Here is a 23,472-nt window from a genome sequence, read left to right as displayed (position 1 = left end):
TGCTTGAATTCCATTATAACGCTTATGTAATGAAAAAACCGCCGAAGCGGCGGTTTTAACGTTTACGTTTTATAGCTTTGTATTCGATGCTTAATGCCTTATAGAAGGAGGCCATCATTAACAACATGATGATCGAGAATGGGAACGCTACAATGATTAATACCGTTTGCAGAGTACCAAGTCCGCCTGTAGATAAAAGAATTACAGCGATAGACGATTGGGCCACTCCCCACGTCAGTTTTACAGAGTTCCGTGGATACAACGAACCGCCTGTAGTTTGCATCCCAAGAACGAATGTCGCAGAATCGGCAGAAGTAACGAAGAACGTTGTAATCAAGAATACTGCAATTACTGATAACAAGACACCAAACGGCAACTCATTAAACACTGCGAACAATGTTTCTTCTGTCAGTAAGCTAGTCAAGTCTACGCCGCTGTTTTGCACATCAATAGCAGTCGTTCCAAAAGCAGCAAACCAAAGGAAGCTGATAAACGTTGGAAGTAATAAGACGCCTAAAAGGAACTGACGGATCGTCCGTCCTCTAGATACACGAGCAATAAAAATACCAACAAATGGTGCCCATGAAATCCACCAAGCCCAATAGAAAATTGTCCAACCATCAATCCAAGCACGATTTTCACCATCGATAGGTGCTGCACGGAAACTCATCTCCACAAAATTTTGGAAGTATGTGCCGATTGTATCGGTGAACATATTCATAATAAGTAAAGTTGGTCCTAAAATAATCATCGCAGCCAGTAATGCAACTGCCAATACCATATTGGCATTGGAAAGGTATTTGATCCCTTTGCTTAATCCAGACCAAGCAGAGATCATGAACAATACAGTAACAACTCCAATGATAACTAATTGAACACCAAAGCTGTCTCCTGGTATTCCATCAAACAAATAAGCAAGTCCGCCATTGATTTGAATCGCTCCAAACCCAAGAGTAGTTGCAACGCCGACAACTGTTGCAAAAACAGCAATAACGTCTACAAAAGTTCCCCATGGCCCCTTCATTTTATCTCCAAATAACGGTTTTAAAGTCGCCGAGATCAATCCAGGTTCACCTTTTCGGAACTGAGCATATGCAAGTGCTAACGCCACTACGGCATAAATAGCCCAGGCATGAATTCCCCAGTGGAAAAAGCTGAAACGCATTGATTCGCGCATGGCTTCAGCTGTGCCAGCTTCTGCTGTTGCTGGACCAATCGCATAATGCGATAACGGTTCTGCAGCTCCCCAGAAAACTAGACCAATTCCCATACCTGCTGAAAATAACATGGCAATCCATGTGCCGAATGAGAATTCGGGTTTATCTGAGTCTTTACCCAGTTTGATTTGCCCCATCGGACTGATAAGGAAAAACAAGCAGAATAAAACCATCACAGAAACGATTAATAGGTAATACCACCCGAACGAAGTTGTTAGGAATGATTTTATATTTCCTGTAACTTCTGCAAAACTATCGGGTGCAAATGCGCCGAAGCCTATGGCCAGTAATGCCAGTGCAAGAGCAATCCAAAAAACATTGGTTACTTTCTTCATATACTATCTCTCCTCTTTCTTTTTCTGCTTTAACGCTCAGTAAATCCTATTATTCTAAATAGCAATCTTCTGACCGTCAAAGTCCGAACTGATCAACTAAAAATCAGCGGAGGAAAAAGAACCCCCGCTGATTGAAGTTTCTCTTTATCACAAGTCTAAAGGATACGGAAAATTTCCGGTCCTGTCAAATCCACTCATTGACAATTGGCTATTATCTCCTGGAAAAAGAGTTATATAAACTGGATTTTCTCGATCTTTCGATTAAGTACTCCATAAAAACAAAAAACCAGATTCTCAAGGAATCTGGTTTTTTTTGTTTATAGATTAATTGTAACTTCTGCTTGTTCACGAAGTTTTTCGATTAATGCTTGTGTCGCTTCGCTTTCTTTTTGTGCCTTCAATTGTTCTTCAATTTGCGGTTTTACTTCTTCAAAAGCTGGAATCTCTTCGCTACCCGCTTCTTCTTGCTGAGCTTTTGCTTCATCATAATAAGTTTGTAATTCGTCATCAGTCAATTTGACCTCACCAGTTTCTGAGGCAATCAACTGCTCGATCTTCACTTGCGTTTCAACTTGTTTCATGACTTCTTCTTCAGAAATCCCTTGCTTTTTTAAAGCTGCCAATAATTCATCTGAAGAGGTCAAACCATTTTGCTGAGCTAACTCTTCTAATGCTGTATTTGTTTGTTCTTCAGATGCAGTCAGTTTTTGCTTTGCAGTTTCTTGAACAAGCAATTCCTGAGCCACTAAGCTATCCGCCACTTGCTCTTTTAACTGACTTTGGTCAACTTCCTGTCCAGTCATTTGAGCTTGCATTGCCATTTGCTCGAATTGCCCCGTATAAACAGATTCAAAATCCTCTTTTGTGATTTCTTCACCATTTACTTCTGCGACAACTTCTGGAATACCTTCTAAATCAGCTTCTGGCATGTCTGGTTGTTCGCCGCTTTCTTGATCTGTTGCAACCTCTTCTTGCGGTGTTTCTTCACCCTCTGTTTCTTTAGCTGTATCATCACCACAAGCAGCTAATGCTACCATGGATCCTCCAAGTACGATTGTTAAAAACCATTTTTTAATCATGGGTTATTCTCCCTTCAAACATAATGTCGGTTATTGTAGCATATTGTGCGGAGCTGTAAAAACAATAACCTTTTTGAGGTACTTGCTCGTTTTCCAATAAGCTATACAAGTTTGCTATGTTAGTTCGTAAAAAGAGCACATTTTTAATTGTTAAGATCTATTCAACTTAAATAAATCTACAATGATTTCAGCACTTCCAGGTGAAAACATAAACAAGGAAAGTGCTATAAAGAGGGTTCCTACAATCAGTAGCCCCATCCGAATTGGTACCTGAAGTCGCTTTGTCATAAGTAGTCTAGAAATGAAAGTCCAAACAATAAAATTAAGAAATACCAAAACCCCATCCCGTCACCTCATTCGAAGTCATACGGTAATAGGACGTACATGATTGATAAAGGTTCGATGAATACTAACATCAATAGCTGCATGCATATTAAAAGGCCTTAACCCCACAAAAAAAACGCCAAAACCAGTAAAGGTTTTGACGTTTTTTATCTCACTATGGAGACGGCGGGAGTCGAACCCGCGTCCAGAAACTCCGCTACTTAAGCATCTACGCGTGTAGCTACTGATATGTTAGGGTTTTACTCATTAGGGATTATTACATATTCACGAACTCGGTTCAAAGACCTTCTGAACACTAGTATATATCATACAATTGGAAATTAAAAAGAAAATCTTATAATTTTGAGATTCTCCTTACAATAATATTATTCCAACTCAATAGTTGCTATTCGCTTAGACGCAGTTTAATACCACCGATAGATGCAGCAGCAAAGTTGCCGATTATTTAGTCGCATTTGTAAATACAAATTTAAACTCTTTTTTCATTTTCCTTCAATCCATAAATAGTAGTAGCTAGCCGACATTAGCCACTATAAATTAAGTAGACCGTCATTTTAGATATCGTAATATTTCTGCCAAAACGTTAACATCGCTTGCATTTTCAGCGAACCTATATCTATTAGCTTCACTGAAATCTTCCCATTCTACAATTTCTTTAGGTTCTAATCCCTTAAATCTCATTAACTCCTCTGGTGAAAACTCTTTCAGATTAAGCTTAATACTTTTTATAGTATTATCTAGATTGAGTGGAATTGGATTTACGAAGTTAACACTTACTACCTTCAATAACAAATTAAAAACTACATCTGAAAGAATATCATATAATATTACACAAGTTTCATTTTCACTTAGTGGATACAGCACTTCTTTGCCGTTCTCCAGAAAAACTAGATTGTACTTAGATAAATCTGCGTGTGCAAATATATTCCGTAATCCCCTAACACTTGTTTTCCCTTTATTAAGAAATACATATTCTTCTCGTGAGATATACTTTTGATTTCTTAAATTATGTATTACTTCATAAAAATTAACATCATAATCTTCAGTAATACCTTTAAATATATTTTCAGTGATATTAAATAGAAAAATTAGTGTAGCGAATCCATTAGCTGTTTCTTCTTTAGCTATTCTTTCACAATAAACCAATAAATTCCCATGATATTTCGAGTACTGATAAACATAATCTATAACTTCTCCCTTTGAATAAAGTTCAAGTTCCATTTTATCGCCTCACTATCTTTTAGTCCTTCCATTTTAATACCCGTTCCAGTCCATCTTTTCTTCCCCAAAAAATAACCATTTTTAAAAGCTGTATAAATAAATACAGAATAAAAGAAGGATGAGTATAATTCTCTTACACTTATTTTTCTTCTTTTATTATTTTACTTAATACGCTTTTAAAACTATCTCTAATATTTTTTTTCGAACCTCTTGCTTCAGAAAACTTAATATATTCTTCTAAGTGTCTAATACTTAAATGTTTTATCAGTCCATCTACAATTTCTTCAACCTTATTATTAAGTTCAATAAAATCCTCAAGAGTTTTGCTAGCGTTTTTATCATTACAATCTCTAACTTTCCAACCTATGTATTTCACATTTCTTCTAAAGTCCGAAAGTAAATTGCTGAAAATACTCATATCTTCAGTGTAAAAACTTTCATTGTTGTAAAACCTACCAGTTAATTTGTCCAGTTTCCGCAATTCCTTATAAATCAACTCTTTAATTTCGGCAACTTCTGATGTTGAAACATCTTTACCGACTTTATATATATATTCCTCTGCTAACTCTGAAAATTTATTGAAAGAATTTTCAAGAGTAGATAAGTTTGTGTTAATTTGTTTAATTGTATCTATTTCTAAATTTAACAAAATTAAATCTCTTTGCTTTCTATCTTCGTTACTAATCAAATAATACGTAGTAAATATAACCGCTAAACTACCAACTAAACCACCTAATATACTTCCCCAAAAGCCTATCCAAATATCTCTACTACCGCTTCCCCACTTTAAACTATTTCCCCAATATGTAACTAGTCCATTTACGGTTAATGAACCTAAAAAGATAACAATTGATATTATAGTAATTACAATTATAAAATGCTTTAACTTCATCAAACTACCCTCCTAATGACTTACTTTATTTCTAGACAACTAACCTCCTCAATTCGGCTTTCAAATTCACTAGCAATGTAGAGTTACCTTCTATATAATAATTGTGCATAAAAAGTTTTGATACCACCGCGTATATTGTGCATCTACTAGTCGCGGCGAGTGTCCCCCCATCCCCCATGGTGTGCCCTTATTGTGTAACTTTTTACTTGCACATATTTGCATAGCCTTTTTTGAGTGTTTTTTCTTGTTCTTTTATCAAATCATGCAGTGCTAATGCTATTACATCATCTTTAGTTAGACGCTTACCTTGTATATCGAATTGGTTCTTAATTGCTAATCTAATCATACCATCCATCAAGCTACTATTGTATTTCATTTCATTACTCCTCTCTATATTCCGCTACGCTACATATGTGGTCGTTTCACTCCCACCTTTAATATCTAATTCCGTATTTATTTCTATTCATGCACTATCACAAGGAGAGGGATAGTTGTATCCCTCGGAATGTGATTGTGTATTTTTCTTTCTTTAAGGAAACGCTTTAAAAACGCCTTGATATCAGTGTTTGCAGAGTTATTTGCTAGTTTTTTTATGCATTAAATTTCGTTATTTAAATACTTCTCTAATAGAGTTCTCATTCTACTAGACGGAATATACACATCTATTTTCTGTTGTTTACGTATAGCACTACGAAATAGCCACTGTAATAACTCAGATAGTGCAAACAATTCTTCATTAACCTTAATTCCATGTGATTGAAAATATCGTTTAATTAAAGGATTCATATAGCGATTAGATAAATAAATACATGTAGTAGCAGCTGCATATTGATTAGTTGCCCTTGCATTTAAAGGTACAAAACTCTTCTTCAATCCAACTGGAGTTAATATTTTTTCATAGTCTTTAAAACTAGTCCAAATAACTTTTTTGGTAGAACACTTTACTTTATGACGATAAAAGTTGTAGCTGTTCTTCTTTATTAAATCTTTGTACTTTTGACTTTTTAATTGTTCCGTTAAATAACTTTTACTAAAAGAATTAAACTTTTCGCCAATTTTGTTCATGTCCCTATTATCAGAAGGAGAAGAATAATAAATGTTTATTAGTGATTTAAGCTGCTTACGATTTTCGTTCATTCTACCTTCATACTCTTTGAGATAATATCCTTTTTCTTTCTCATATCCTACAGATTTTAATCTATAATCAATCTTAAATAGCTGATAATAATATGATTGTACTTGCCCTTCAAACATGTAAGTTAATATATATATTTGAGTAAAAGATTCAAAAATTTCTGCTGGAAAAAGCCAGTACATTTTGCTTTCATCAAATAAAACTAGATTCCCTGAATTAGCTATATTTCTTACAGATTGATAGTTACCATAACCGTAACTTTTAGCATTCCATTTTACTTCTCCTTTATCTCCTATAGAAATGATTTTCTCTCCATTTTCATCAACGGAATTTAGAAGGATTTTGATATCGTCTTTTGTGATATTGATTTCATCAATCACGTCTATTACTTCATCCAAAATCAAAGTGTAGTTTTCAGCTTCTAATAGTTGAATAAGTTCTGAATCACATCTTTTAAAGAGGGCGTGAGTTGAGACAATATTATCTCCGTTCACTATAGCGTTCTTCAAAGATTCTAATTTACTTCTCTTCCCTTTTGGCAGTGGCTGGATAAAAGATTTATTAGTTTTCTCAATAACTCTTTGTATTTCCGTCAAATAGGGTGTAATAAAGATAAACTTTTTACATTTTGGACTCGTGTTTATATAATGAATAGCCCAACTTGTTTTACCGCTTCCCATAATTGAATCAACGACAGTAATATTATTTTTTCTCTTAACTAATGATTCCATAACATGTCTCCCCGTAGTTTGTATTTGCTTCTTGTTACACTTACCTACTTGCAAATACTTTTATTTTTAGGACACGTTATGTAAATAATGTTATGAAATAAATTTACTTCTTTCTGTACTAGGAAAATGTTCTTCAAATAAAAATAAAAAGCACCTAAATAAACAACATTTAGGCACTTAAGGTTGAAATTATTTTAAGACTGCATATTGTGTTATATAAAATTCCTTAAATCTGTAGCTACTTCCTCTACATCTAAATCTAAATACTGTGTAGTAACAGCTAAATCTGAATGTCCTAATGCTTTACTTATAAGTGCTACGCTAGCACCTTTTTCAAGAAGATTCTTAGCATAACCTCTCCTAATTGCATGTGCATTGATATTTTTCAAATTATACCTTTTGGAATATTTGTTTAGCTGTTTAGAAATAGCACAATTTGAAGATTTACTTGAATTCATTGGTAAACCATTTTGAGTAATAAAGACATTTTTATTCTCTGTTCCATAATGCCCCCTTATACCCTCATTTAACTTTATTAGTATTTTAAAAATAGCAGCTATCTCTTCATTTATAGGAAGTTTTAAGTACTTGTGATTCTTCAATGTTGACCCATCAAGGTTTAAATAAAGACTATCAAAGTCAATGTGACGTTCTTTTAGTTCCCCTAAGGTTTTTATTCGTATACCAGTTGTATACATCAATTTGATAGCTGCTGCATCACGAAATCCGATGAATGTACTTTGGTCAATAACCGCAAGTAGCATTTCAATATCTGACTCCTTAGTTCCTTTTTTAACTTCCTTATCAATTTTGATATGGATGTTATTCCAGAACTTTTCTTTAATCCACCCATTATCAAAGAATTTACTTAACACAGCTTTAATAGATTTTAAACGAATTAACTTAGTACTCGGTGATACTTGCACAGCGTCTAGATAATGATAGATTGAATCAATAGTAATTTCATCAACGTTCTTTATTAAAGTCATTTCAATAAACTGATTGAAAATATACTTATAGCTTTCTATTGTACGTGGACGGTTTCCGCTAATCTTCATTTGTTGAAATATGGTCTCGAGTGCATTACCTATTGTTAAGCTATCACTCTTTTTACTACTTTCACGAGATGGAATTGACACTACCATATCTTCACCAACTGCAAATATTCCATTCTTTCTACTTTTAAACACAAAAAAACCTCCCAATTCATTATTTGAATTAGAAGGTCCATGAAATAAACTCGATAAAATATGTAGGGATGAAAATAGGGATATCACACAAGAGTTCAACTCCCGTACAATATCCCTAACTCATTAAAACCTTGATACCACTGCATTTAGCAGCTATCTCACTATGGAGACGGCGGGAGTCGAACCCGCGTCCAGAAACTCCGCTACTTAAGCATCTACGCGTGTAGCTCATCTATTAAGGTTTCATGCGCCATTCTGCCGATAAGCAGGCGTCCTGGGCACTAATCTGAGAATCTCTCCCGGTTGCCTCAGATGGTAGCAAACGGTGTATCCCACTAAAGTTGAGCTTTACCTAGCCACATGGGCGATGGATAGATAAAGCAGATCCGAGCTTACGCTGCGAATGCTAGGTTTTGGTTTGTTTTGCCAGTTGTTATAAATGCGTTTGTGACGAAGACGGCCCTCCGACGCGCAACTCAAGCCCAGATCATCCCTGTCGAATCCGTAACGTCCCCTCATTAAAAGAGACACGGAAGATGTATAAACAGCTTCATGTGCTATAAACCCATTATAAAGTACCAATGGTCAGACATCAAGTCTTAGCGGTTACGTTCTTTCATCGCACGGTCGATTTCTCGTTTTGCGTCTTTTTTCTTCAAGTCTTCTCGTTTGTCGTAGTTTTTCTTACCCTTACCAACACCGAGCAATACTTTAGCAAATCCATCTTTCAAATACATTTTCAGTGGAATGATTGCAGAGCCTTGCACTTTTGAATGCGCCAATAAATTCGCAATTTGCTTTTTGTGCAACAACAATTTACGCGACCGTGTAGGGTCGTGGTTAAACTGATTGCCTTGATCATAAGGGCTGATGTGCATATTTGAAATCCAAGCTTCGCCATTACGAATTCGTACAAACGAATCTTTTAATTGGACTTTGCCGTTTCGTGCGGACTTAATCTCGGTTCCTTGCAAGACGATACCCGCTTCGATTGTTTCTTCAATAAAGAAATCAAAACCGGCTTTCTTGTTTTGGGCAATTACTTTGCCTTCTCCTTTGGCCATGTGGTTTCACCTCAACTAGATTCAAAAAACGGCTCTAGAGCCGTTTTTTATTTTTTCTTTTTGCGTCCTTGTTTTGCTACATTTTCATAAAACTTTTTCTTTTTGTTTTTCGGCTTGCGTGTTGGACCGCCGCCTTCTGGCTTTTTGCCATCACGTCCTGGTTTCCCAGCGCCATCTTTTTTGTTTGCACGAATCACTTTTGGTTGATCTTTTCTTGTGCGACGAGGTGTTTGCACCATGCCGACAATTTCAAAATCAATTGATGATTCCTCAGGTTTAACACCGATGACTTTAATTTCAATTTCGTCACCAATACGGAATTGGCGGTTTGAACGTTCACCTATCATCATCATGCTGCGATCGTCAAAACGGTAATAATCATCCGTCATATTAGATACGTGCACCAAGCCTTCAATCGTATTCGGCAGTTCGATAAACAAACCGAAATTCGTTACTGAAGAAATAATTCCTGTAAACTGTTCACCGATTTTATCAGCCATGAATTGTGATTTCTTCAATGCATCCGTGTCGCGTTCTGCTTCTACTGCGCGGCGTTCACGTTCTGACGTATGCGTTGCAATATCATCCATATTGGCATCCCAATAAGCAATTGTTTTTTTCGACAAGTCTTTTTCGATTAAATATGTGCGGATCAAGCGATGCACGATTAAATCGGGGTAACGACGAATTGGTGATGTGAAATGTGTATAAAATTCGGTTGATAAACCAAAATGACCTAAACTTTCAGCAGAGTATTTCGCTTGTTGCATTGAACGCAACATCATTGTGGAAATAACCGGTTCTTCCGGTGTTCCTGCAATGGATTCAACAATTTCTTGCAAAGCACGCGGATGAATTTGTGTACCAGAACCTTTTACCACAATTCCAAAGTTCGTAACAAATTCGAAAAAGCGTTGTAACTTTTCTGGTTTTGGATCTTCGTGAATACGGTAAATTGCCGGAACTTCCATGTTATGAAAATGCTCAGCTACTGTTTCATTGGCAGCTAGCATAAATTCTTCGATTAAACGTTCCGAAACTGTACGTTCGCGAATCACAACATCTACTGGATAGCCGTTTTCATCGACTAATACTTTCGACTCTTTAAAGTCAAAATCAATAGCTCCGCGGCGCATACGTTTTGTGCGAAGAACTTCTGCTAATTCTTTCATCAATTCAAACATAGGCACTAATTCGCTATATTGTTCTTTCAGTTCTTGGTTGTCTTGCTCTAAAATTTCGTAAACATCCGTGTAGGTCATACGAGCGGACGTGTTAATGACACTTTGGAAAATTTCATGTGATTGCACTTCACCTTTGTCATTGAAAATCATTTCACATGACAATGTTAAACGGTCTACTTGTGGATTTAACGAGCAAATTCCGTTCGATAAGCGATGTGGAATCATTGGAATCACACGATCCGTCAAATAAATACTCGTAGCACGATCATAAGCTTCGCGGTCAATTGGAGAGCCTTCCGTTACGTAATGACTAACGTCCGCGATGTGAACGCCTAATTTATACGTACCGTCTTCATATTTTACTACTTGAACGGCATCATCTAAATCTTTAGCATCCGCTCCATCAATCGTTACGATTTGTTCTTCGCGTAAATCACGACGATTGTTTAGATCTGCTGGATCAATTTGGTCTGGTACATTATTCGCTTGTTCTAGTACATCTGGTGGAAATTCTGTTTCGATGCCGTATTTATGAATAATAGAAAGAATATCGACACCCGGATCGTTTTTGTGACCAAGAATTTGCGTTACCATGCCCGTGGCAGACATTCTGCCTTCTGGCCATCCAGTAATTTCTACTACAACTTTATGACCGTCTACAGCTCCTAACGTGTCGTCTTTTGCAATAAAAATATCCATATTCATTTTTTTGTCATCGGTTACAACAAAACCAAAACCTTTGTTTTCTTGGAACGTTCCAACTGCTTTTGTCGTTCCACGTTCAATAATCCGAATAATTGCGCCTTCCCGGCGATCTCCTGAAGAGCCTTCTGATATACGGATTAATACAGTATCTCCATTAATTGCGCCATTCACTTCAGTAGGCGGGATAAAGACATCGTCTAATCCTGCTTCTTCTGGGGCAACAAAGCCAAATCCTTTTGGATGTCCGATGAATTTGCCGCGCATAACATTCATGCGTTCTGGCACGCCATATCGGTTAGATCTTGAGCGGACGAGTGTTCCCGATTCTTCTAACCTTACTAATGTTTTGACTAACTCTGTAAACTCATCAGCATCTTCAAAGCCGAATTGTTCTTCTATTTCTTGTACAGTCAGCGGTTTATAAGCTTCTTCACGCATAAACACCAATAAGCGCTGTTCTAATGATTTTTCGGGATTCCCCAAATCTAACTCCTCCTTTATAACAGTTCACACACTCCAATCTAACGATTCAAGAAATGTGAGAATGTCTTCGTGCAATTGCTTTTTTTCTTTATCGAGCGTAATAACGTGACCGGAATTTTCGTACCATTTTATGTGTTTGTCGGTCGATTCTGAGTTATTATAAATGACATTAGCTGAATCTGTATCAATTACGGTATCTAATCTACCTTGAACAACGAATAAAGGCGCATAAATGTGATCTACATGCTCTTTTACATCTGCAACCAAGGCACGCAAATCAGCCAATGATTCCATCGGCTTTTCTTGAAAAGCCTCTATTTCTTTTTCGATAACTTCATCGCTTTTTCCTTCATAGTTCTTATAATCGCGCGCATATTTCAATACACCTTGATACATCAAATCAGTAGATTTCATATTCATTGGTGCACACATCGAAACAATGCCCTTGATAGGCTTTGTATACCCTAATTTCAAGCTAAATACGCCGCCAAGCGACAAACCGGCTACTGCAATTTCAGTATAGCCTTCTTCGATTAACGTATCATACGCTTGCTCTACGTCTTTCCACCAATCCGCTGGGCCTGTGCCAACCAATTCTTCTGGTGCCACGCCATGTCCTGCGTAATGTGGTGCTATGCTTGTATATCCATTGGTTTCAAGAAAACGTCCCAACATCCGAACATCTGCTGAATTTCCTGTAAAGCCATGCAAAAGAATTACTGCCCGTGGGCCTTTTTTAAAGAAAAATGGTTTTGGTTGCGAAACTCGCATGAAAACTCCTCCATTCTAATACTAAAAGAAAACGCCTAACCATGTATGGTCAGGCGATTTAATCATCTACATTAAACTTTCGTTACGGCAATAGCCAGAATAAAGAATAAGGCAGCAAGTACAATCGTTACTCGGTGTAAGACTAAGTCCAAGCCACGAGCTTTTTGCTTACCGAAAAGTTGCTCTGCTCCACCGGAGATGGCTCCTGAAAGACCTGCACTTTTTCCAGATTGCAATAAAACGACTACGATTAATGCGAGCGATACGATGACGAGTAATGTCATTAACAACGTATGCATAAATTCCACCTCCTGAAACGAACATTCACAACAAAATTAAGTTTACCAAACATTGTGACCGGTGACAATAGAAATAGAAAATAGAAGGCAAATGCCTTCTATTTTCTAAAAGATATATTAGAGAATTTGATTTGCTGATGATTAACTCCAATCAACTCTACTTTTTACAACTTTATTTTTTCAAGTTATAGAAAGTTTTTAATCCAAGGTACTGGCCTGTTTCGAACAATTGATCTTCGATGCGTAATAATTGGTTGTATTTCGCAACGCGGTCTGTACGAGATGGCGCGCCTGTTTTAATTTGTCCAGCATTTGTTGCAACAGCGATGTCTGCAATTGTAACATCTTCTGACTCACCTGAACGGTGGCTGATTACTGCTGTATAGCCAGCACGTTTTGCCATTTCGATCGCATCAAACGTTTCCGTCAGTGTACCGATTTGGTTAACTTTGATCAAGATTGAGTTAGCGACACCTTCTTCAATTCCTTGAGACAATTTCTTCGTGTTTGTAACGAATAAATCGTCACCCACTAATTGCACGCGGTCGCCGATACGTTCGGTTAACAATTTATGTCCAGCCCAGTCGTTTTCATCCAAGCCATCTTCAATCGAAATGATTGGGTACTTGTTGCAAAGCTCTTCGTACCAATCAACCATTTCAGCAGAAGTTTTTACTGTGTTATCTCCAGGCAAGTTGTAAACGCCTTTTTCTTTATCGTAGATTTCAGAAGACGCAACATCCATTGCTAGTAAGATATCTGAACCTGGCTTGTATCCAGCTTTTTCGATTGCTTCCATAATTGTTGTTAATGCTTCTTCATTCGATCCTAAGTTCGGAGCAAATCCGCCTTCATCCCCAACAGAAGTGTTATAGCCTTTTTCTTTAAGTACAGCTTTTAAGTTATGGAAAATTTCTGCACCCATTTGAACAGCTTCACGGAACGATTTTGCTCCAACAGGCATTACCATAAATTCTTGGATGTCGACGTTGTTATCAGCGTGTTCGCCACCATTTAAGATGTTCATCATTGGAACTGGCAATTGTTTAGCGTTAAAGCCACCCAAGTATTGGTATAAAGGCATATCTAAGTAGTTAGCTGCAGCGTGTGCAACTGCTAGAGAAACCCCAAGAATTGCGTTTGCGCCTAAACGACCTTTGTTTTCTGTACCATCTAATTCGATCAATGCTTTATCGATTGATACTTGGTCAAGCACTGAATATTTTTCTTCTAATGCTTCAGCAATTTCACCGTCAACGTGTTCTACTGCTTTTAATACACCTTTACCAAGGTAGCGGCTCTTATCGCCATCACGTAGTTCTACTGCTTCGTGTTCACCCGTAGACGCACCTGATGGTACGATTGCGCGACCAAAAGCTCCGCTTTCTGTGAATACTTCAACTTCGATTGTTGGGTTTCCTCGTGAATCTAAAATTTCGCGTGCTTGAATGTGTGTAATAATTGGCAATTAAAACAGCTCCCTTTAATATAATGGTTTTCCGGTCATTTCAACCGGTTGTTCAACATCTAGCATTTTCAAAATAGTTGGTGCTAGGTCGGCAAGAATGCCACCTTTGCGAAGTTCATGACTTGACTTCGTCAAAATCACCGGTACTTGGTTCGTAGTATGTGCCGTCATAGGTAGCCCTTCTAACGTACGAACCTCGTCAGCATTGCCATGGTCAGCCGTAATAAGTGCCGAGCCGCCTTGCGCATGTAGCGCATCTACTATGCGACCTAGACATTCGTCTACTACTTCAATAGCTCGCATTGTCGGTTCGAGCATACCACTGTGACCGACCATGTCTGGGTTTGCAAAGTTCAAGATGATCGCATCGTGTGCGCCCGCTTCAATTTGCTCAACTAAACGATCAGTTACTTCGTAAGCACTCATTTCTGGCTGCAAATCGTAAGTCGCTACTTTTGGTGAATCGACTAAAATTCGATCTTCCCCTGGGAAAATTTCTTCGCGCCCGCCGCTCATAAAGAATGTTACGTGTGGATATTTCTCAGTTTCTGCAATACGCAACTGAGTTAAGCCATTTGAAGATAAAACTTCACCAATCGTGTTTTCTAAGTTTAATGTATCAAACGCAACACGCGTTGGTAATTCTTCGCTATAAGAAGTAAATGTGATATAGCTTAAGTTTTTAGGGTGTTTATCGCTTAACGAAAATCCGTTGAAATCTTCACGAATAAACGCCGAAGTCATTTGAATTGAACGATCTGGTCGGAAGTTGAAGAAGATTAACGAGTCTTCAGAATCAATTGTTGCAACCGGTTTGCCATCTTCTTCAATTGCAAAAGGAACTACAAATTCATCCACCACGTCTTCGTCATAAGATGACGTGATGCCCGCTGTTGCCGATTCTGCTGTTTTGCCAACTCCATCAACTAACACTCGGTACGCTAACTCTACACGTTCCCAACGCTTGTCACGGTCCATTGCATAATATCGTCCGCTAATTGACGCAAATTTACCAACACCAATTTCTTTCATCTGCTTTTCGGTTTCTTCTACATATTCAAGCGCAGATTTTGGTCCTACGTCTCGACCATCAAGGAAACCGTGTACATATACTTTAGTTAGTCCTTGTTGTTTTGCAAGTTCCAATAAAGCAAAAAGATGAGAGTAATGACTGTGTACACCACCATCAGATAATAAGCCTAAAATGTGAAGTGCTTTGCCATTGTTTTTAGCGTTAGCAATTGCTTCAAGAAATGCAGGATTTTCGAAAAAATCACCTTCACGAATTGCTTTATTAATACGTGTTAAATTTTGGTAAACAATACGTCCAGCACCAATGTTCAAATGGCCAACTTCAGAATTACCCATTTGTCCATCTGGTAACCCGACAGCTTCACCTGAAGCTGTCAGCATTTCATGTGGATATTCTTTCCATAGGCGATCGAAGTTGGGTTTTTTAGCTTGTGCAACAGCATTTCCGAAGGTTTCTTCACGACAACCAAATCCATCTAAAATGATGAGCGCCGCTGGATGTTCGGTTTTACGCATTTGAACCAGCCTCCAACAACTTCACAAAAGACTCGACTTCTAAGCTGGCACCGCCAACTAATGCTCCGTCAATATGTTCCATACCCATCAATTCATCGACATTTGCAGGTTTTACACTGCCGCCGTATTGAATGCGAAGTTGTTCAGCTGTTTGATCTTCATATAACGATGCCACTTTTTTGCGGACAATTCCGCAAACCTCGTTTGCATCTTCAGCAGTAGCTGTTTTACCTGTTCCGATTGCCCAAATAGGTTCATAAGCAATAACTAATTGCGTAATTTGCTCTTCTGACAACCCAGAAATCCCTTTTTCCACTTGTGCTTCGACAACAGATCCTGTTTCACCATTTTCACGCTGTTCAAGTGTTTCACCAACACATAAAATCGGAACTAAACCGTGAGCAAAAGCCGCTTTGACTTTTTGGTTTACCGTTTCATCTGTTTCATTGAAATATTGGCGGCGTTCAGAGTGACCAATAATAACGTATTTCACGCCAATATCCGCTAATTGGACAGGGCTGATTTCTCCTGTAAAAGCACCTTCGTCTTGCTCAGACATAGTCTGTGCGCCAATTTGAAGCGCACTTTCTTCTGAAGAAATAACGAGTTGCGCTAAGAATAATGCTGGTGCGCAAATAACAGCATCCAGTTTTTCAGCATTCGGTACTAAGCCGTTTACTTCTTCGACAAATTGTTTTGCCTCTGTTGCTGTTTTGTACATTTTCCAGTTTCCTGCAATAATTGGTTTTCTCACAAAAGCACTCCCTTTCAATTGAACGATTTATTTATCGGTTAACGCACTAACGCCAGGTAAATCCTTGCCTTCCATAAACTCTAGCGAAGCGCCACCGCCTGTAGAGATATGATCCATTTTCTCAGCTACATCAAATTTTTCAACAGCCGCTGCAGAATCTCCCCCACCAATTACGGTGTAGCCTGAAGTTTCAGCCATTGCTTTTGCCACTGATTTTGTGCCATTTTCAAATGCCGGCATTTCAAACACACCCATTGGTCCGTTCCAGATGATCAATTTTGAATTTTTAATAACATCTGAATACAATGCAACTGTTTCAGGACCAATGTCTAAGCCCATCCAGTCTGCTGGGATTTCTGTGATTTTCACACTTTTTGTTTCAGCGTCTTTTGAAAATTCATTTGCCACTGTTGCATCTACCGGCAAATAAAACTTAACGCCTTTTTGTTTTGCTTTTTCGATGAACGAATTGGCTAAGTCTAATTTATCTTCTTCAACAAGAGAATCTCCGATTTCATAGCCTTGCGCTTTGATAAACGTATACGATAATCCTCCGCCAATGATCAAATTATCCACTTTGTCTAATAAATGATCAATGACACCAATTTTGTCTTTTACTTTTGCCCCACCGATAATTGCCGTAAACGGACGATCTGGCTCTGATAATGCTTTACCTAAAACGTCTAATTCTTTTTCAAGCAATAAGCCAGACACGGCCGGCAAATGACTCGCAATACCTGCCGTTGAAGCATGGGCACGGTGAGCTGCACCAAATGCGTCATTAACAAATACATCTGCTAACGATGCAAATGCTTTTGAAAGCTCTTCGTCATTTTTTTCTTCGCCTGCATGGAAACGAACATTTTCAAGTAAAACAATGTCGCCTTCTTGCATCGATGAAATTTCTTTTTCAACTTCTTCACCAATCGATTCGTTTAGGCTTTTCACTTCTTTATGTAACAATTCGCCTAAACGGACGCCTGTCGCAGCAAGTCTCATTTCTTCATTGACTTCACCTTTTGGACGACCTAAATGGCTAGCCAAAATTACTTTTGCACCTTGTTCGACTAAGTATTCGATTGTTGGCACAGCTGCACGAATTCTTGTATCATCCGTGACTTTACCTTCTGACATCGGTACGTTGAAATCGACTCGGCAAAATACGCGTTTCCCTTTTAAATCCAAATCTTTCATGGTCATTTTCTGCTGCATGAAAATACCTCCTATTTGTATTCAAAAAAATAAGGAGCGGGGTAAGTTCCCCGCCCCTATTACCCTCTTTTATTATAGAGGTTCATTGGTAATTAAGCTATAATTTCGAGATTACAATCCCGTTTTATACATATGAAGCGCAAGGTCAACACAACGGCTAGAGTAACCAGACTCGTTATCGTACCAAGAAAGAACTTTAACCATGTTATCGCCAACCATCATTGTAGACTGGCCATCGATTGTAGCTGATGCTGTGTTGCCGTTATAGTCTCTAGAAACAAGCGGTAGATCGCTGTAATCCATTAACCCTTTTAATTCGTTTTCTGCTGCTTCTTTTAACGCATTGTTTACGTCTTCGACAGTTACATCTTTTTCAAGGTGAGCAACTAAATCGATAAGAGAAACGTTTGGTGTTGGAACGCGGATTGCCATCCCATCAATTTTGCCTTCTAATTCAGGCAATACTTTTGCAACTGCTAAAGCTGCTCCAGTTGTTGTCGGAATCATTGATTCTGCAGCTGCACGTGCACGACGGAAGTCACTGTGCGGAGAGTCTAAAAGAATTTGGTCATTTGTATAAGAATGAATTGTTGTCATCATAGCGTGCTTGATGCCAAAACGTTCATTCAATACTTTTGCCATTCCTGCAAGTCCGTTTGTAGTACATGAAGCGTTTGAAATAACATCATGTTCTGCTGGGTCATAAGATTCATGGTTTACACCCATAACAAGTGTCTTCATGCCGCCTTTACCAGGAGCAGATACGATAACTTTTTTCGCGCCAGCTTCGATGTGTTTAGAAGCAGAAGCAGGATCAGTGAAGAATCCAGTAGATTCAACAACGATGTCTACGCCGTGCTCGCCCCAAGGAAGGTTTGCTGGATCTTTTTCAGAAAATACGCGGATTGTTTTGCCGTTAACGACAATGTTGTCTCCGTCAACTGAAACTTCAGCATCTAAAATTCCGTGAACTGAATCGTATTTCAAAAGATGTGCAAGCATTTTTGCATCTGTTAAATCATTTACTGCTACCACTTCTACTTCGTCATTTGTTAAAGCTTGACGAAATACAATACGTCCAATACGTCCAAATCCGTTAATTGCTAATTTTAAAGTCATTTATAATTCCTCCAATTTTTTAGTTAGATCAATAATTTTTCGTGCAGCACCCTCGTCTGTGATCAACACTGTCGGACCGGCTGCATTTTTAGCATAAGACAAAATCGCTCTTGCTTTTGATTCACCACCAGCAACTGCCAACACCGTTTTTGCTTTTTGCACCTGCTCTAACTGAATGCCCGCTGTGCGGATACGATAAACAATTTTTCCGTCTTTATCGAAATAATAGCCAAAAGCCTCACTCACCGCTCCGCCTGAACGAATCATTTTCACTTCTTCTAAAGAAGAGTGACGGCGAACCGCCATTTCTTCTGCATCACCAATTCCGTGCACAACAACATCCGTTTGATCATACAAGTCCATCATTTCCTTGATGACAGGTTCTTTCATCATCATTTCAAATGCCTCTGCACTTAAGTGATCCGGCAAATAAAGTGTTTTAAAAGAACCACCTGTTTTTTCAGCAAATGCCGCTGCGATGGTATTGGCTTGGTGCAAAACATCTTCTCCAAGTCCACCACGTGCTGCGATGAACTGAAGCGTTCGATCAGATTTCCCAATCGATAATTCTTTAGAAATGGCGGCCATCGTGCTACCGCCTGTTACGGCAATTTTCTTGTAGCGACCAAATACAGTTTCAAGTAATCTGGCTGCTTCTTTGCCGATGTGGGATTTCACAGCTGGAATTTCATCGGAATTTTGCGGCAAAATAACCACTTTTGAGATTCCTAAAATCGATTGCAGCTGTACTTCCATGTCTGTCAGTCCGGAAATTTCACGGATAAACACTTTCAGTCTGTCTAGTACTTCCAATCCTTGCGAAGTAACTTTCATACCTGCCGTCTTCATCTCAATCAACTGCTGTTTTCTCAGCAAGTCTGTTTCTTTTCTGATTTCACGTTCTGTGCCTCCGGCAACTTCACACAATGTTCGCCTGCCGATTGGTTGTTCTAAACTTATTATTTGTAAAATTTGATAACGTTTTTTTAGGAGTTCGGACATTTCCGGCATCAGCTTTTGCTGAGCAACAGATAATGCATCCATATTTTCACTCCGTTCTTGTTGGACAATTTTCGTCCCACTCTTTAATTTTGCGTCCCACTAAATTCATTCTACCCAATCTTTCTTTTAATTGCAAATAAAAAGAAGCGTTAATTTTCTAACGCTTCTACTAGTTCTACATAACCGATATTGCCGTATACTAATATTTCGTTATCTTTTTCTAAGACAGGAATCATTAGCATATATTTTTCGTGTAATGCATCATCACTTTCAATATCTACTTCTTTATAAGAAAACGGAATATCTTCGTTAACAAGTTGCATCATTAACTTAGCTTCATCACAAAGCGGACAGTTAGCACGAGTATATAGCGTAAACATTCTTCGTCCTCCTTTTGGCTTTTATCTTTACTAACTATTCCCTTTGCCTCTTTTAGCGTAAACAAAGATTCTAAATACAAAAAACTCTGTCCACCTATTCAGGTGAGCAGAGTCTGGTAGTTTTGGAATGCCCTCGGAAGGAATCGAACCTCCATTTTAAGAACCGGAATCTTACGTGTGATCCATTACACTACGAGGGCGTTTTCGCTATTCGCGACTTTTCTATTATACGAAAATATTGGAACATAATCAAGCTGCATTTTTTAATTCGTTAGATTTGACCTTCATTGACCATGATGTGTATGATAATAGTACAGCTGAGAGAACTTTCAGCATTGTTTGCAAATCACTTAATCGAGGAGGAACTATTTTATGAACTTAATTCCTACAGTAATTGAACAAACTAGCCGAGGCGAACGTGCTTATGATATTTACTCACGTTTGTTAAAAGACCGTGTCATCATGCTGGGAAGCGCGATTGACGATAATGTTGCAAACTCAATTGTTGCACAGTTGCTGTTTTTAGAAGCAGAAGATCCAGATAAAGACATTTCAATTTACATCAACAGCCCAGGCGGTAGCATCACAGCCGGTATGGCAATTTATGATACTATGCAATTTATCCGTCCAGATGTTCAAACAATCTGTATCGGTATGGCCGCTTCAATGGGAGCTTTCCTACTTGCAGCTGGAACAAAAGGCAAACGCCTTGCTCTTCCAAATGCTGAAGTTATGATTCACCAACCTCTTGGTGGTGCACAAGGACAAGCGACTGAAATCGAAATTGCAGCAAAACGCATTTTACACCTTCGTGAAAAGTTGAACCAAATTCTTTCTGAACGTACTGGTCAACCAATTGACGTGATTGCGAAAGATACAGACCGCGATAACTTTATGACAGCTGAACGTGCGCTAGAATACGGTTTGATCGACCAAGTTATTACTCGCAGCAAATTACCTGAAAATCACAAAAAAGATGTATAAAAAAATCACAGCCTACTTGGCTGTGATTTTTTCTATGTTTGTGTAAATAATGGTGTCTGACCTTCTAAAACTTACACTTCTTGTTCCATGATTTGCGATAAAGAATCCACTGCTTTTTCTTCGTCCAATCCATCAGCAAAAATTTTAACATCTGTTCCTTTGCTGATTGCTAGACTCATAACTCCCATGATGCTTTTTGCATTCACTTTTTTACTGTCTTTTTCTAAGTAAATATCGGCGCTGTAACGGTTTGCTTCTTGAACAAACAAAGCGGCTTGCCTTGCTTGCAGACCTGTTTTTAATAGTACTTTTACTTGTTTTTCAACCATACGGACCCTCCTCTAAAACTTAACTATCTTCTATATGAAAGAACAGCCAATTGTTAGTGGCCGATCATTTCTCCATTTCTCAAGGACGTTGCAATCTCATCAATTTTCCGCAGCCGGTGATTGACACCTGACTTACTTACTGTCCCACCAGAGACCATCTCACCTAGCTCTTTTAGCGTCACATCTTGATATTCTACACGAAGTCGAGCGATTTCTCGTAATCTCTCTGGCAATTGATCGATTCCAATTGCTTGGTCGATAAAGCGAATGTTCTCTACTTGTCGTAAAGCAGCATCAATCGTCTTATTTAAGTTAGCGGTTTCACAATTGACTAAACGATTTACACTATTTCGCATATCTCGAATAATCCGTACATCTTCGAATTTCAAAAGAGCTGAATGCGCACCGGTAATACTCAAAAAATCAGCGATTTTTTCTGCTTCTTTTAAGTAAGTGACAAACCCTTTTTTTCGTTCAATTGTTTTGCTATTTAAGTGAAATTTGTTCATCAATTCCACTAAAGAGTCCGCATGGTCTTTGTAAAGAGAATAGATTTCTAAATGATAAGAAGAGGTTTCGGGGTTGTTAACCGACCCACCTGCTAAAAATGCACCTCTCAAATAAGAACGTTTGCAACAATCCTTTTCGATCAAACTCTTAACAATTTGGTGTTGAAATTGAAAACCTTCTGTCAGGATTTCTAAGTCTTCAAGAACTTGCTTAGCACCTTCACGGATTCGGCAAATGTAAATATTGTTCTTTTTTAAACGCATTTTCTTTCTGACGAGCAATTCGACAGGATAAGCTTTGTAAAACCGTTTTAATAGGGTGTATATACGACGAGCAATTGCCGCATTTTCGGTTTGGATATCCAGGCTTAGTTGCCGATTGGAAAACGATAACGTGCCGTTCATCCGGATCATTGCAGAAAGCTCTGCCTTCCCACAACAATCATCGATTTCAATTTGTGTCATTTCTTTTTTAGTTTCGGATGCAAAAGACAAAATTCGTTCCCCCTTTCAAAGCATTAAAAATATAGCTGCTTCGAATCTTCACTGGTATGACCATCAGCATATTCAAATAGCCATTCTGCGACTTTTGTCGGTTCGTGACGTACAGTTTCACCAGAAATATTAGCAATGTCTTTCCGATAAACTTCAAGACCCATTTTTTTAAGGCGTTCTTCGTCATATTCAACTGGCCATGCTTGTTCTTTTTCATACCGCTCAGCAATCGTTGCTGGCATTTGTACTTTATCAAGCAATATAGCATCTAGAAAACTTTCGCCTACGTGATCATACAATGCTTTCACATGGTCAGAAGCCGTGTACTTATACGTCTCGCCTGCTTGAGTCATTAAATTACAAATATAGATTTTCTTTGCCTTTGCAGCAATTACAGCTTTTTTTATATCTTTCACTAACAAATTCGGCAAAATACTGGTATATAAAGAACCGGGTCCAACTACAATGACATCTGCATTTTCAATGGCCGCAATCGTTGCTGGCAACGCTTTTACATCATAGGGCTCAATAAAAACACGTTTAATCGGTTGTAAGTACGCAGGTATTTTGGATTCGCCTTCGATAATCGTACCATCTTCTAGTTCTGCACTTAACGTAACAATTTGGTTCGCGGCCGGTAAAACGGTTCCGTTTACACTTAACACACGACTCATCTCTCGAACTGCGTGAGAAAAATCTCCTGTAATATCCGTTAAAGCAGCCAGCATTAAATTTCCTAATGAATGACCATCAAGATCTAAAGAGTGTTTAAAACGATATTGGAACATCTCAGCAACTAACGGTTCCGTATCTGATAATGCTGCCATGACATTGCGGATATCTCCTGGTGGAGGAATATCTAGATCATCTCGTAAACGTCCTGAACTTCCACCATCGTCTGCAACGGTTACGATAGCCGTCAAATCTAACGGGTACAATTTCAAGCCCCTCAACAATGTGGAAAGTCCGGTGCCGCCGCCTAATATGACGACGCGTTTCCGGTGCTGGTTACGTTCCATGC

At 38.4% G+C, this 23,472-nt stretch carries 22 protein-coding genes, 1 tRNA gene and 1 other RNA gene; 1 reads left to right on the top strand and 23 read right to left on the bottom strand.

Features of this window, described 5'->3' with window-relative positions; genetic code table 11:
• Nucleotides 1–55 precede the first annotated feature (55 nt).
• The 20 genes from BCM40_RS05325 to BCM40_RS05235 all read right to left on the bottom strand — a co-directional run bounded on the left by BCM40_RS05325 (nt 56) and on the right by BCM40_RS05235 (nt 20,334).
• A complete protein-coding gene (locus BCM40_RS05325; RefSeq protein WP_065526827.1) occupies nt 56–1,552 on the bottom strand; it encodes a glycine betaine uptake BCCT transporter in 1,497 nt (498 codons plus the stop codon).
• Nucleotides 1,553–1,869: 317 nt separating this feature from the next.
• Nucleotides 1,870–2,631: a SurA N-terminal domain-containing protein gene (locus BCM40_RS05320; RefSeq protein WP_065526828.1), complete on the bottom strand. Its 762-nt coding sequence runs from the start codon at nt 2,629–2,631 to the stop codon at nt 1,870–1,872.
• A gap of 894 nt (nt 2,632–3,525) precedes the next feature.
• Entirely contained in the window at nt 3,526–4,197 is a 672-nt protein-coding gene (locus BCM40_RS05315) for a hypothetical protein (RefSeq protein WP_065526829.1), read from the bottom strand.
• Nucleotides 4,198–4,336: 139 nt separating this feature from the next.
• Nucleotides 4,337–5,089 carry a hypothetical protein gene (locus BCM40_RS05310; protein WP_065526830.1) on the bottom strand — a complete coding sequence of 251 codons (753 nt, stop codon included), beginning with the start codon at nt 5,087–5,089 and terminating at the stop codon, nt 4,337–4,339.
• 202 nt (nt 5,090–5,291) lie between these two features.
• Entirely contained in the window at nt 5,292–5,465 is a 174-nt protein-coding gene (locus BCM40_RS16375; RefSeq protein WP_156851260.1) for a hypothetical protein, read from the bottom strand.
• 221 nt (nt 5,466–5,686) lie between these two features.
• The gene (locus tag BCM40_RS05305; RefSeq protein ID WP_065526831.1) at nt 5,687–6,955 is read right to left on the bottom strand and encodes a hypothetical protein; all 1,269 of its coding nucleotides are present in this window, start codon (nt 6,953–6,955) and stop codon (nt 5,687–5,689) included.
• 212 nt (nt 6,956–7,167) lie between these two features.
• A complete protein-coding gene (locus BCM40_RS05300) occupies nt 7,168–8,145 on the bottom strand; it encodes a tyrosine-type recombinase/integrase (protein ID WP_238323757.1) in 978 nt (325 codons plus the stop codon).
• 161 nt (nt 8,146–8,306) lie between these two features.
• Nucleotides 8,307–8,660: a transfer-messenger RNA gene (ssrA, locus tag BCM40_RS05295) on the bottom strand.
• A gap of 84 nt (nt 8,661–8,744) precedes the next feature.
• Entirely contained in the window at nt 8,745–9,209 is a 465-nt protein-coding gene (smpB, locus tag BCM40_RS05290; protein ID WP_008429534.1) for an SsrA-binding protein SmpB, read from the bottom strand.
• A gap of 47 nt (nt 9,210–9,256) precedes the next feature.
• The gene (rnr, locus tag BCM40_RS05285) at nt 9,257–11,581 is read right to left on the bottom strand and encodes a ribonuclease R (protein WP_083394475.1); all 2,325 of its coding nucleotides are present in this window, start codon (nt 11,579–11,581) and stop codon (nt 9,257–9,259) included.
• Nucleotides 11,582–11,605: 24 nt separating this feature from the next.
• Complete coding sequence (locus tag BCM40_RS05280) at nt 11,606–12,352, bottom strand: alpha/beta hydrolase (protein ID WP_065526832.1); 747 nt, start codon at nt 12,350–12,352, stop codon at nt 11,606–11,608.
• A gap of 71 nt (nt 12,353–12,423) precedes the next feature.
• Nucleotides 12,424–12,651 carry a preprotein translocase subunit SecG gene (gene secG, locus BCM40_RS05275; protein ID WP_008429540.1) on the bottom strand — a complete coding sequence of 76 codons (228 nt, stop codon included), beginning with the start codon at nt 12,649–12,651 and terminating at the stop codon, nt 12,424–12,426.
• Nucleotides 12,652–12,823: 172 nt separating this feature from the next.
• Complete coding sequence (eno, locus tag BCM40_RS05270) at nt 12,824–14,119, bottom strand: phosphopyruvate hydratase (RefSeq protein ID WP_065526833.1); 1,296 nt, start codon at nt 14,117–14,119, stop codon at nt 12,824–12,826.
• Between the two features lie 15 nt (nt 14,120–14,134).
• Nucleotides 14,135–15,667, bottom strand: coding sequence for a 2,3-bisphosphoglycerate-independent phosphoglycerate mutase (gene gpmI / locus BCM40_RS05265; protein ID WP_065526834.1), 1,533 nt, complete (start codon nt 15,665–15,667; stop codon nt 14,135–14,137).
• The gene (tpiA, locus tag BCM40_RS05260) at nt 15,660–16,421 is read right to left on the bottom strand and encodes a triose-phosphate isomerase (protein ID WP_065526835.1); all 762 of its coding nucleotides are present in this window, start codon (nt 16,419–16,421) and stop codon (nt 15,660–15,662) included. Before tpiA ends, gpmI begins: the two co-directional genes overlap by 8 nt.
• A gap of 27 nt (nt 16,422–16,448) precedes the next feature.
• Nucleotides 16,449–17,633, bottom strand: coding sequence for a phosphoglycerate kinase (locus BCM40_RS05255; protein ID WP_065526836.1), 1,185 nt, complete (start codon nt 17,631–17,633; stop codon nt 16,449–16,451).
• A 111-nt stretch (nt 17,634–17,744) separates the two neighbouring features.
• Nucleotides 17,745–18,752, bottom strand: coding sequence for a type I glyceraldehyde-3-phosphate dehydrogenase (gene gap, locus BCM40_RS05250; RefSeq protein WP_065526837.1), 1,008 nt, complete (start codon nt 18,750–18,752; stop codon nt 17,745–17,747).
• Nucleotides 18,753–19,796: a sugar-binding transcriptional regulator gene (locus BCM40_RS05245; protein ID WP_065526838.1), complete on the bottom strand. Its 1,044-nt coding sequence runs from the start codon at nt 19,794–19,796 to the stop codon at nt 18,753–18,755.
• A gap of 107 nt (nt 19,797–19,903) precedes the next feature.
• Nucleotides 19,904–20,134 (bottom strand): glutaredoxin family protein, encoded by a 231-nt coding sequence (locus BCM40_RS05240; RefSeq protein WP_065526839.1) that lies wholly within the window; start codon nt 20,132–20,134, stop codon nt 19,904–19,906.
• A gap of 128 nt (nt 20,135–20,262) precedes the next feature.
• Nucleotides 20,263–20,334 (bottom strand) — tRNA-Arg (locus BCM40_RS05235).
• Nucleotides 20,335–20,506: 172 nt separating this feature from the next.
• On the opposite strand from BCM40_RS05235, the gene clpP reads away from it, so the two are divergent.
• A complete protein-coding gene (gene clpP / locus BCM40_RS05230) occupies nt 20,507–21,118 on the top strand; it encodes an ATP-dependent Clp endopeptidase proteolytic subunit ClpP (protein ID WP_065526840.1) in 612 nt (203 codons plus the stop codon).
• Nucleotides 21,119–21,189: 71 nt separating this feature from the next.
• Here clpP and BCM40_RS05225 read toward each other — a convergent pair whose 3' ends face one another.
• Genes BCM40_RS05225 through BCM40_RS05215 form a run of 3 tightly spaced genes read right to left on the bottom strand, consistent with a single transcriptional unit; the run spans nt 21,190 to nt 23,470 of the window.
• Nucleotides 21,190–21,447, bottom strand: coding sequence for an HPr family phosphocarrier protein (locus tag BCM40_RS05225; protein ID WP_065526841.1), 258 nt, complete (start codon nt 21,445–21,447; stop codon nt 21,190–21,192).
• A gap of 53 nt (nt 21,448–21,500) precedes the next feature.
• Nucleotides 21,501–22,451, bottom strand: coding sequence for a DNA-binding protein WhiA (gene whiA / locus BCM40_RS05220; RefSeq protein ID WP_008430561.1), 951 nt, complete (start codon nt 22,449–22,451; stop codon nt 21,501–21,503).
• A gap of 23 nt (nt 22,452–22,474) precedes the next feature.
• Entirely contained in the window at nt 22,475–23,470 is a 996-nt protein-coding gene (locus BCM40_RS05215) for a gluconeogenesis factor YvcK family protein (RefSeq protein WP_065526842.1), read from the bottom strand.
• Nucleotides 23,471–23,472 lie beyond the last annotated feature (2 nt).

The organism is Planococcus donghaensis, assembly GCF_001687665.2.
Lineage (GTDB): Bacteria > Bacillota > Bacilli > Bacillales_A > Planococcaceae > Planococcus > Planococcus donghaensis.
The sequence above is the reverse complement of the archived record's forward strand: the minus strand, read 5'-3'. Positions and strand labels throughout refer to the sequence as shown.

Bases quoted from the DNA above. Each gene is read 5' to 3' on its own strand.
- BCM40_RS05325 (WP_065526827.1), bottom strand. From the start codon at position 1,552: ATGAAGAAAGTAACCAATGTTTTTTGGATTGCTCTTGCACTGGCATTA.
- BCM40_RS05280 (WP_065526832.1), bottom strand. From the start codon at position 12,352: ATGCGAGTTTCGCAACCAAAACCATTTTTCTTTAAAAAAGGCCCACGG.
- BCM40_RS05315 (WP_065526829.1), bottom strand. From the start codon at position 4,197: ATGGAACTTGAACTTTATTCAAAGGGAGAAGTTATAGATTATGTTTAT.
- secG (WP_008429540.1), bottom strand. From the start codon at position 12,651: ATGCATACGTTGTTAATGACATTACTCGTCATCGTATCGCTCGCATTA.
- BCM40_RS05215 (WP_065526842.1), bottom strand. From the start codon at position 23,470: ATGGAACGTAACCAGCACCGGAAACGCGTCGTCATATTAGGCGGCGGC.
- BCM40_RS05320 (WP_065526828.1), bottom strand. From the start codon at position 2,631: ATGATTAAAAAATGGTTTTTAACAATCGTACTTGGAGGATCCATGGTA.
- BCM40_RS16375 (WP_156851260.1), bottom strand. From the start codon at position 5,465: ATGAAATACAATAGTAGCTTGATGGATGGTATGATTAGATTAGCAATT.
- BCM40_RS05305 (WP_065526831.1), bottom strand. From the start codon at position 6,955: ATGGAATCATTAGTTAAGAGAAAAAATAATATTACTGTCGTTGATTCA.
- BCM40_RS05310 (WP_065526830.1), bottom strand. From the start codon at position 5,089: ATGAAGTTAAAGCATTTTATAATTGTAATTACTATAATATCAATTGTT.
- BCM40_RS05245 (WP_065526838.1), bottom strand. From the start codon at position 19,796: ATGGATGCATTATCTGTTGCTCAGCAAAAGCTGATGCCGGAAATGTCC.
- clpP (WP_065526840.1), top strand. From the start codon at position 20,507: ATGAACTTAATTCCTACAGTAATTGAACAAACTAGCCGAGGCGAACGT.
- smpB (WP_008429534.1), bottom strand. From the start codon at position 9,209: ATGGCCAAAGGAGAAGGCAAAGTAATTGCCCAAAACAAGAAAGCCGGT.
- BCM40_RS05255 (WP_065526836.1), bottom strand. From the start codon at position 17,633: ATGCAGCAGAAAATGACCATGAAAGATTTGGATTTAAAAGGGAAACGC.
- BCM40_RS05225 (WP_065526841.1), bottom strand. From the start codon at position 21,447: ATGGTTGAAAAACAAGTAAAAGTACTATTAAAAACAGGTCTGCAAGCA.
- BCM40_RS05240 (WP_065526839.1), bottom strand. From the start codon at position 20,134: ATGTTTACGCTATATACTCGTGCTAACTGTCCGCTTTGTGATGAAGCT.
- gap (WP_065526837.1), bottom strand. From the start codon at position 18,752: ATGACTTTAAAATTAGCAATTAACGGATTTGGACGTATTGGACGTATT.
- gpmI (WP_065526834.1), bottom strand. From the start codon at position 15,667: ATGCGTAAAACCGAACATCCAGCGGCGCTCATCATTTTAGATGGATTT.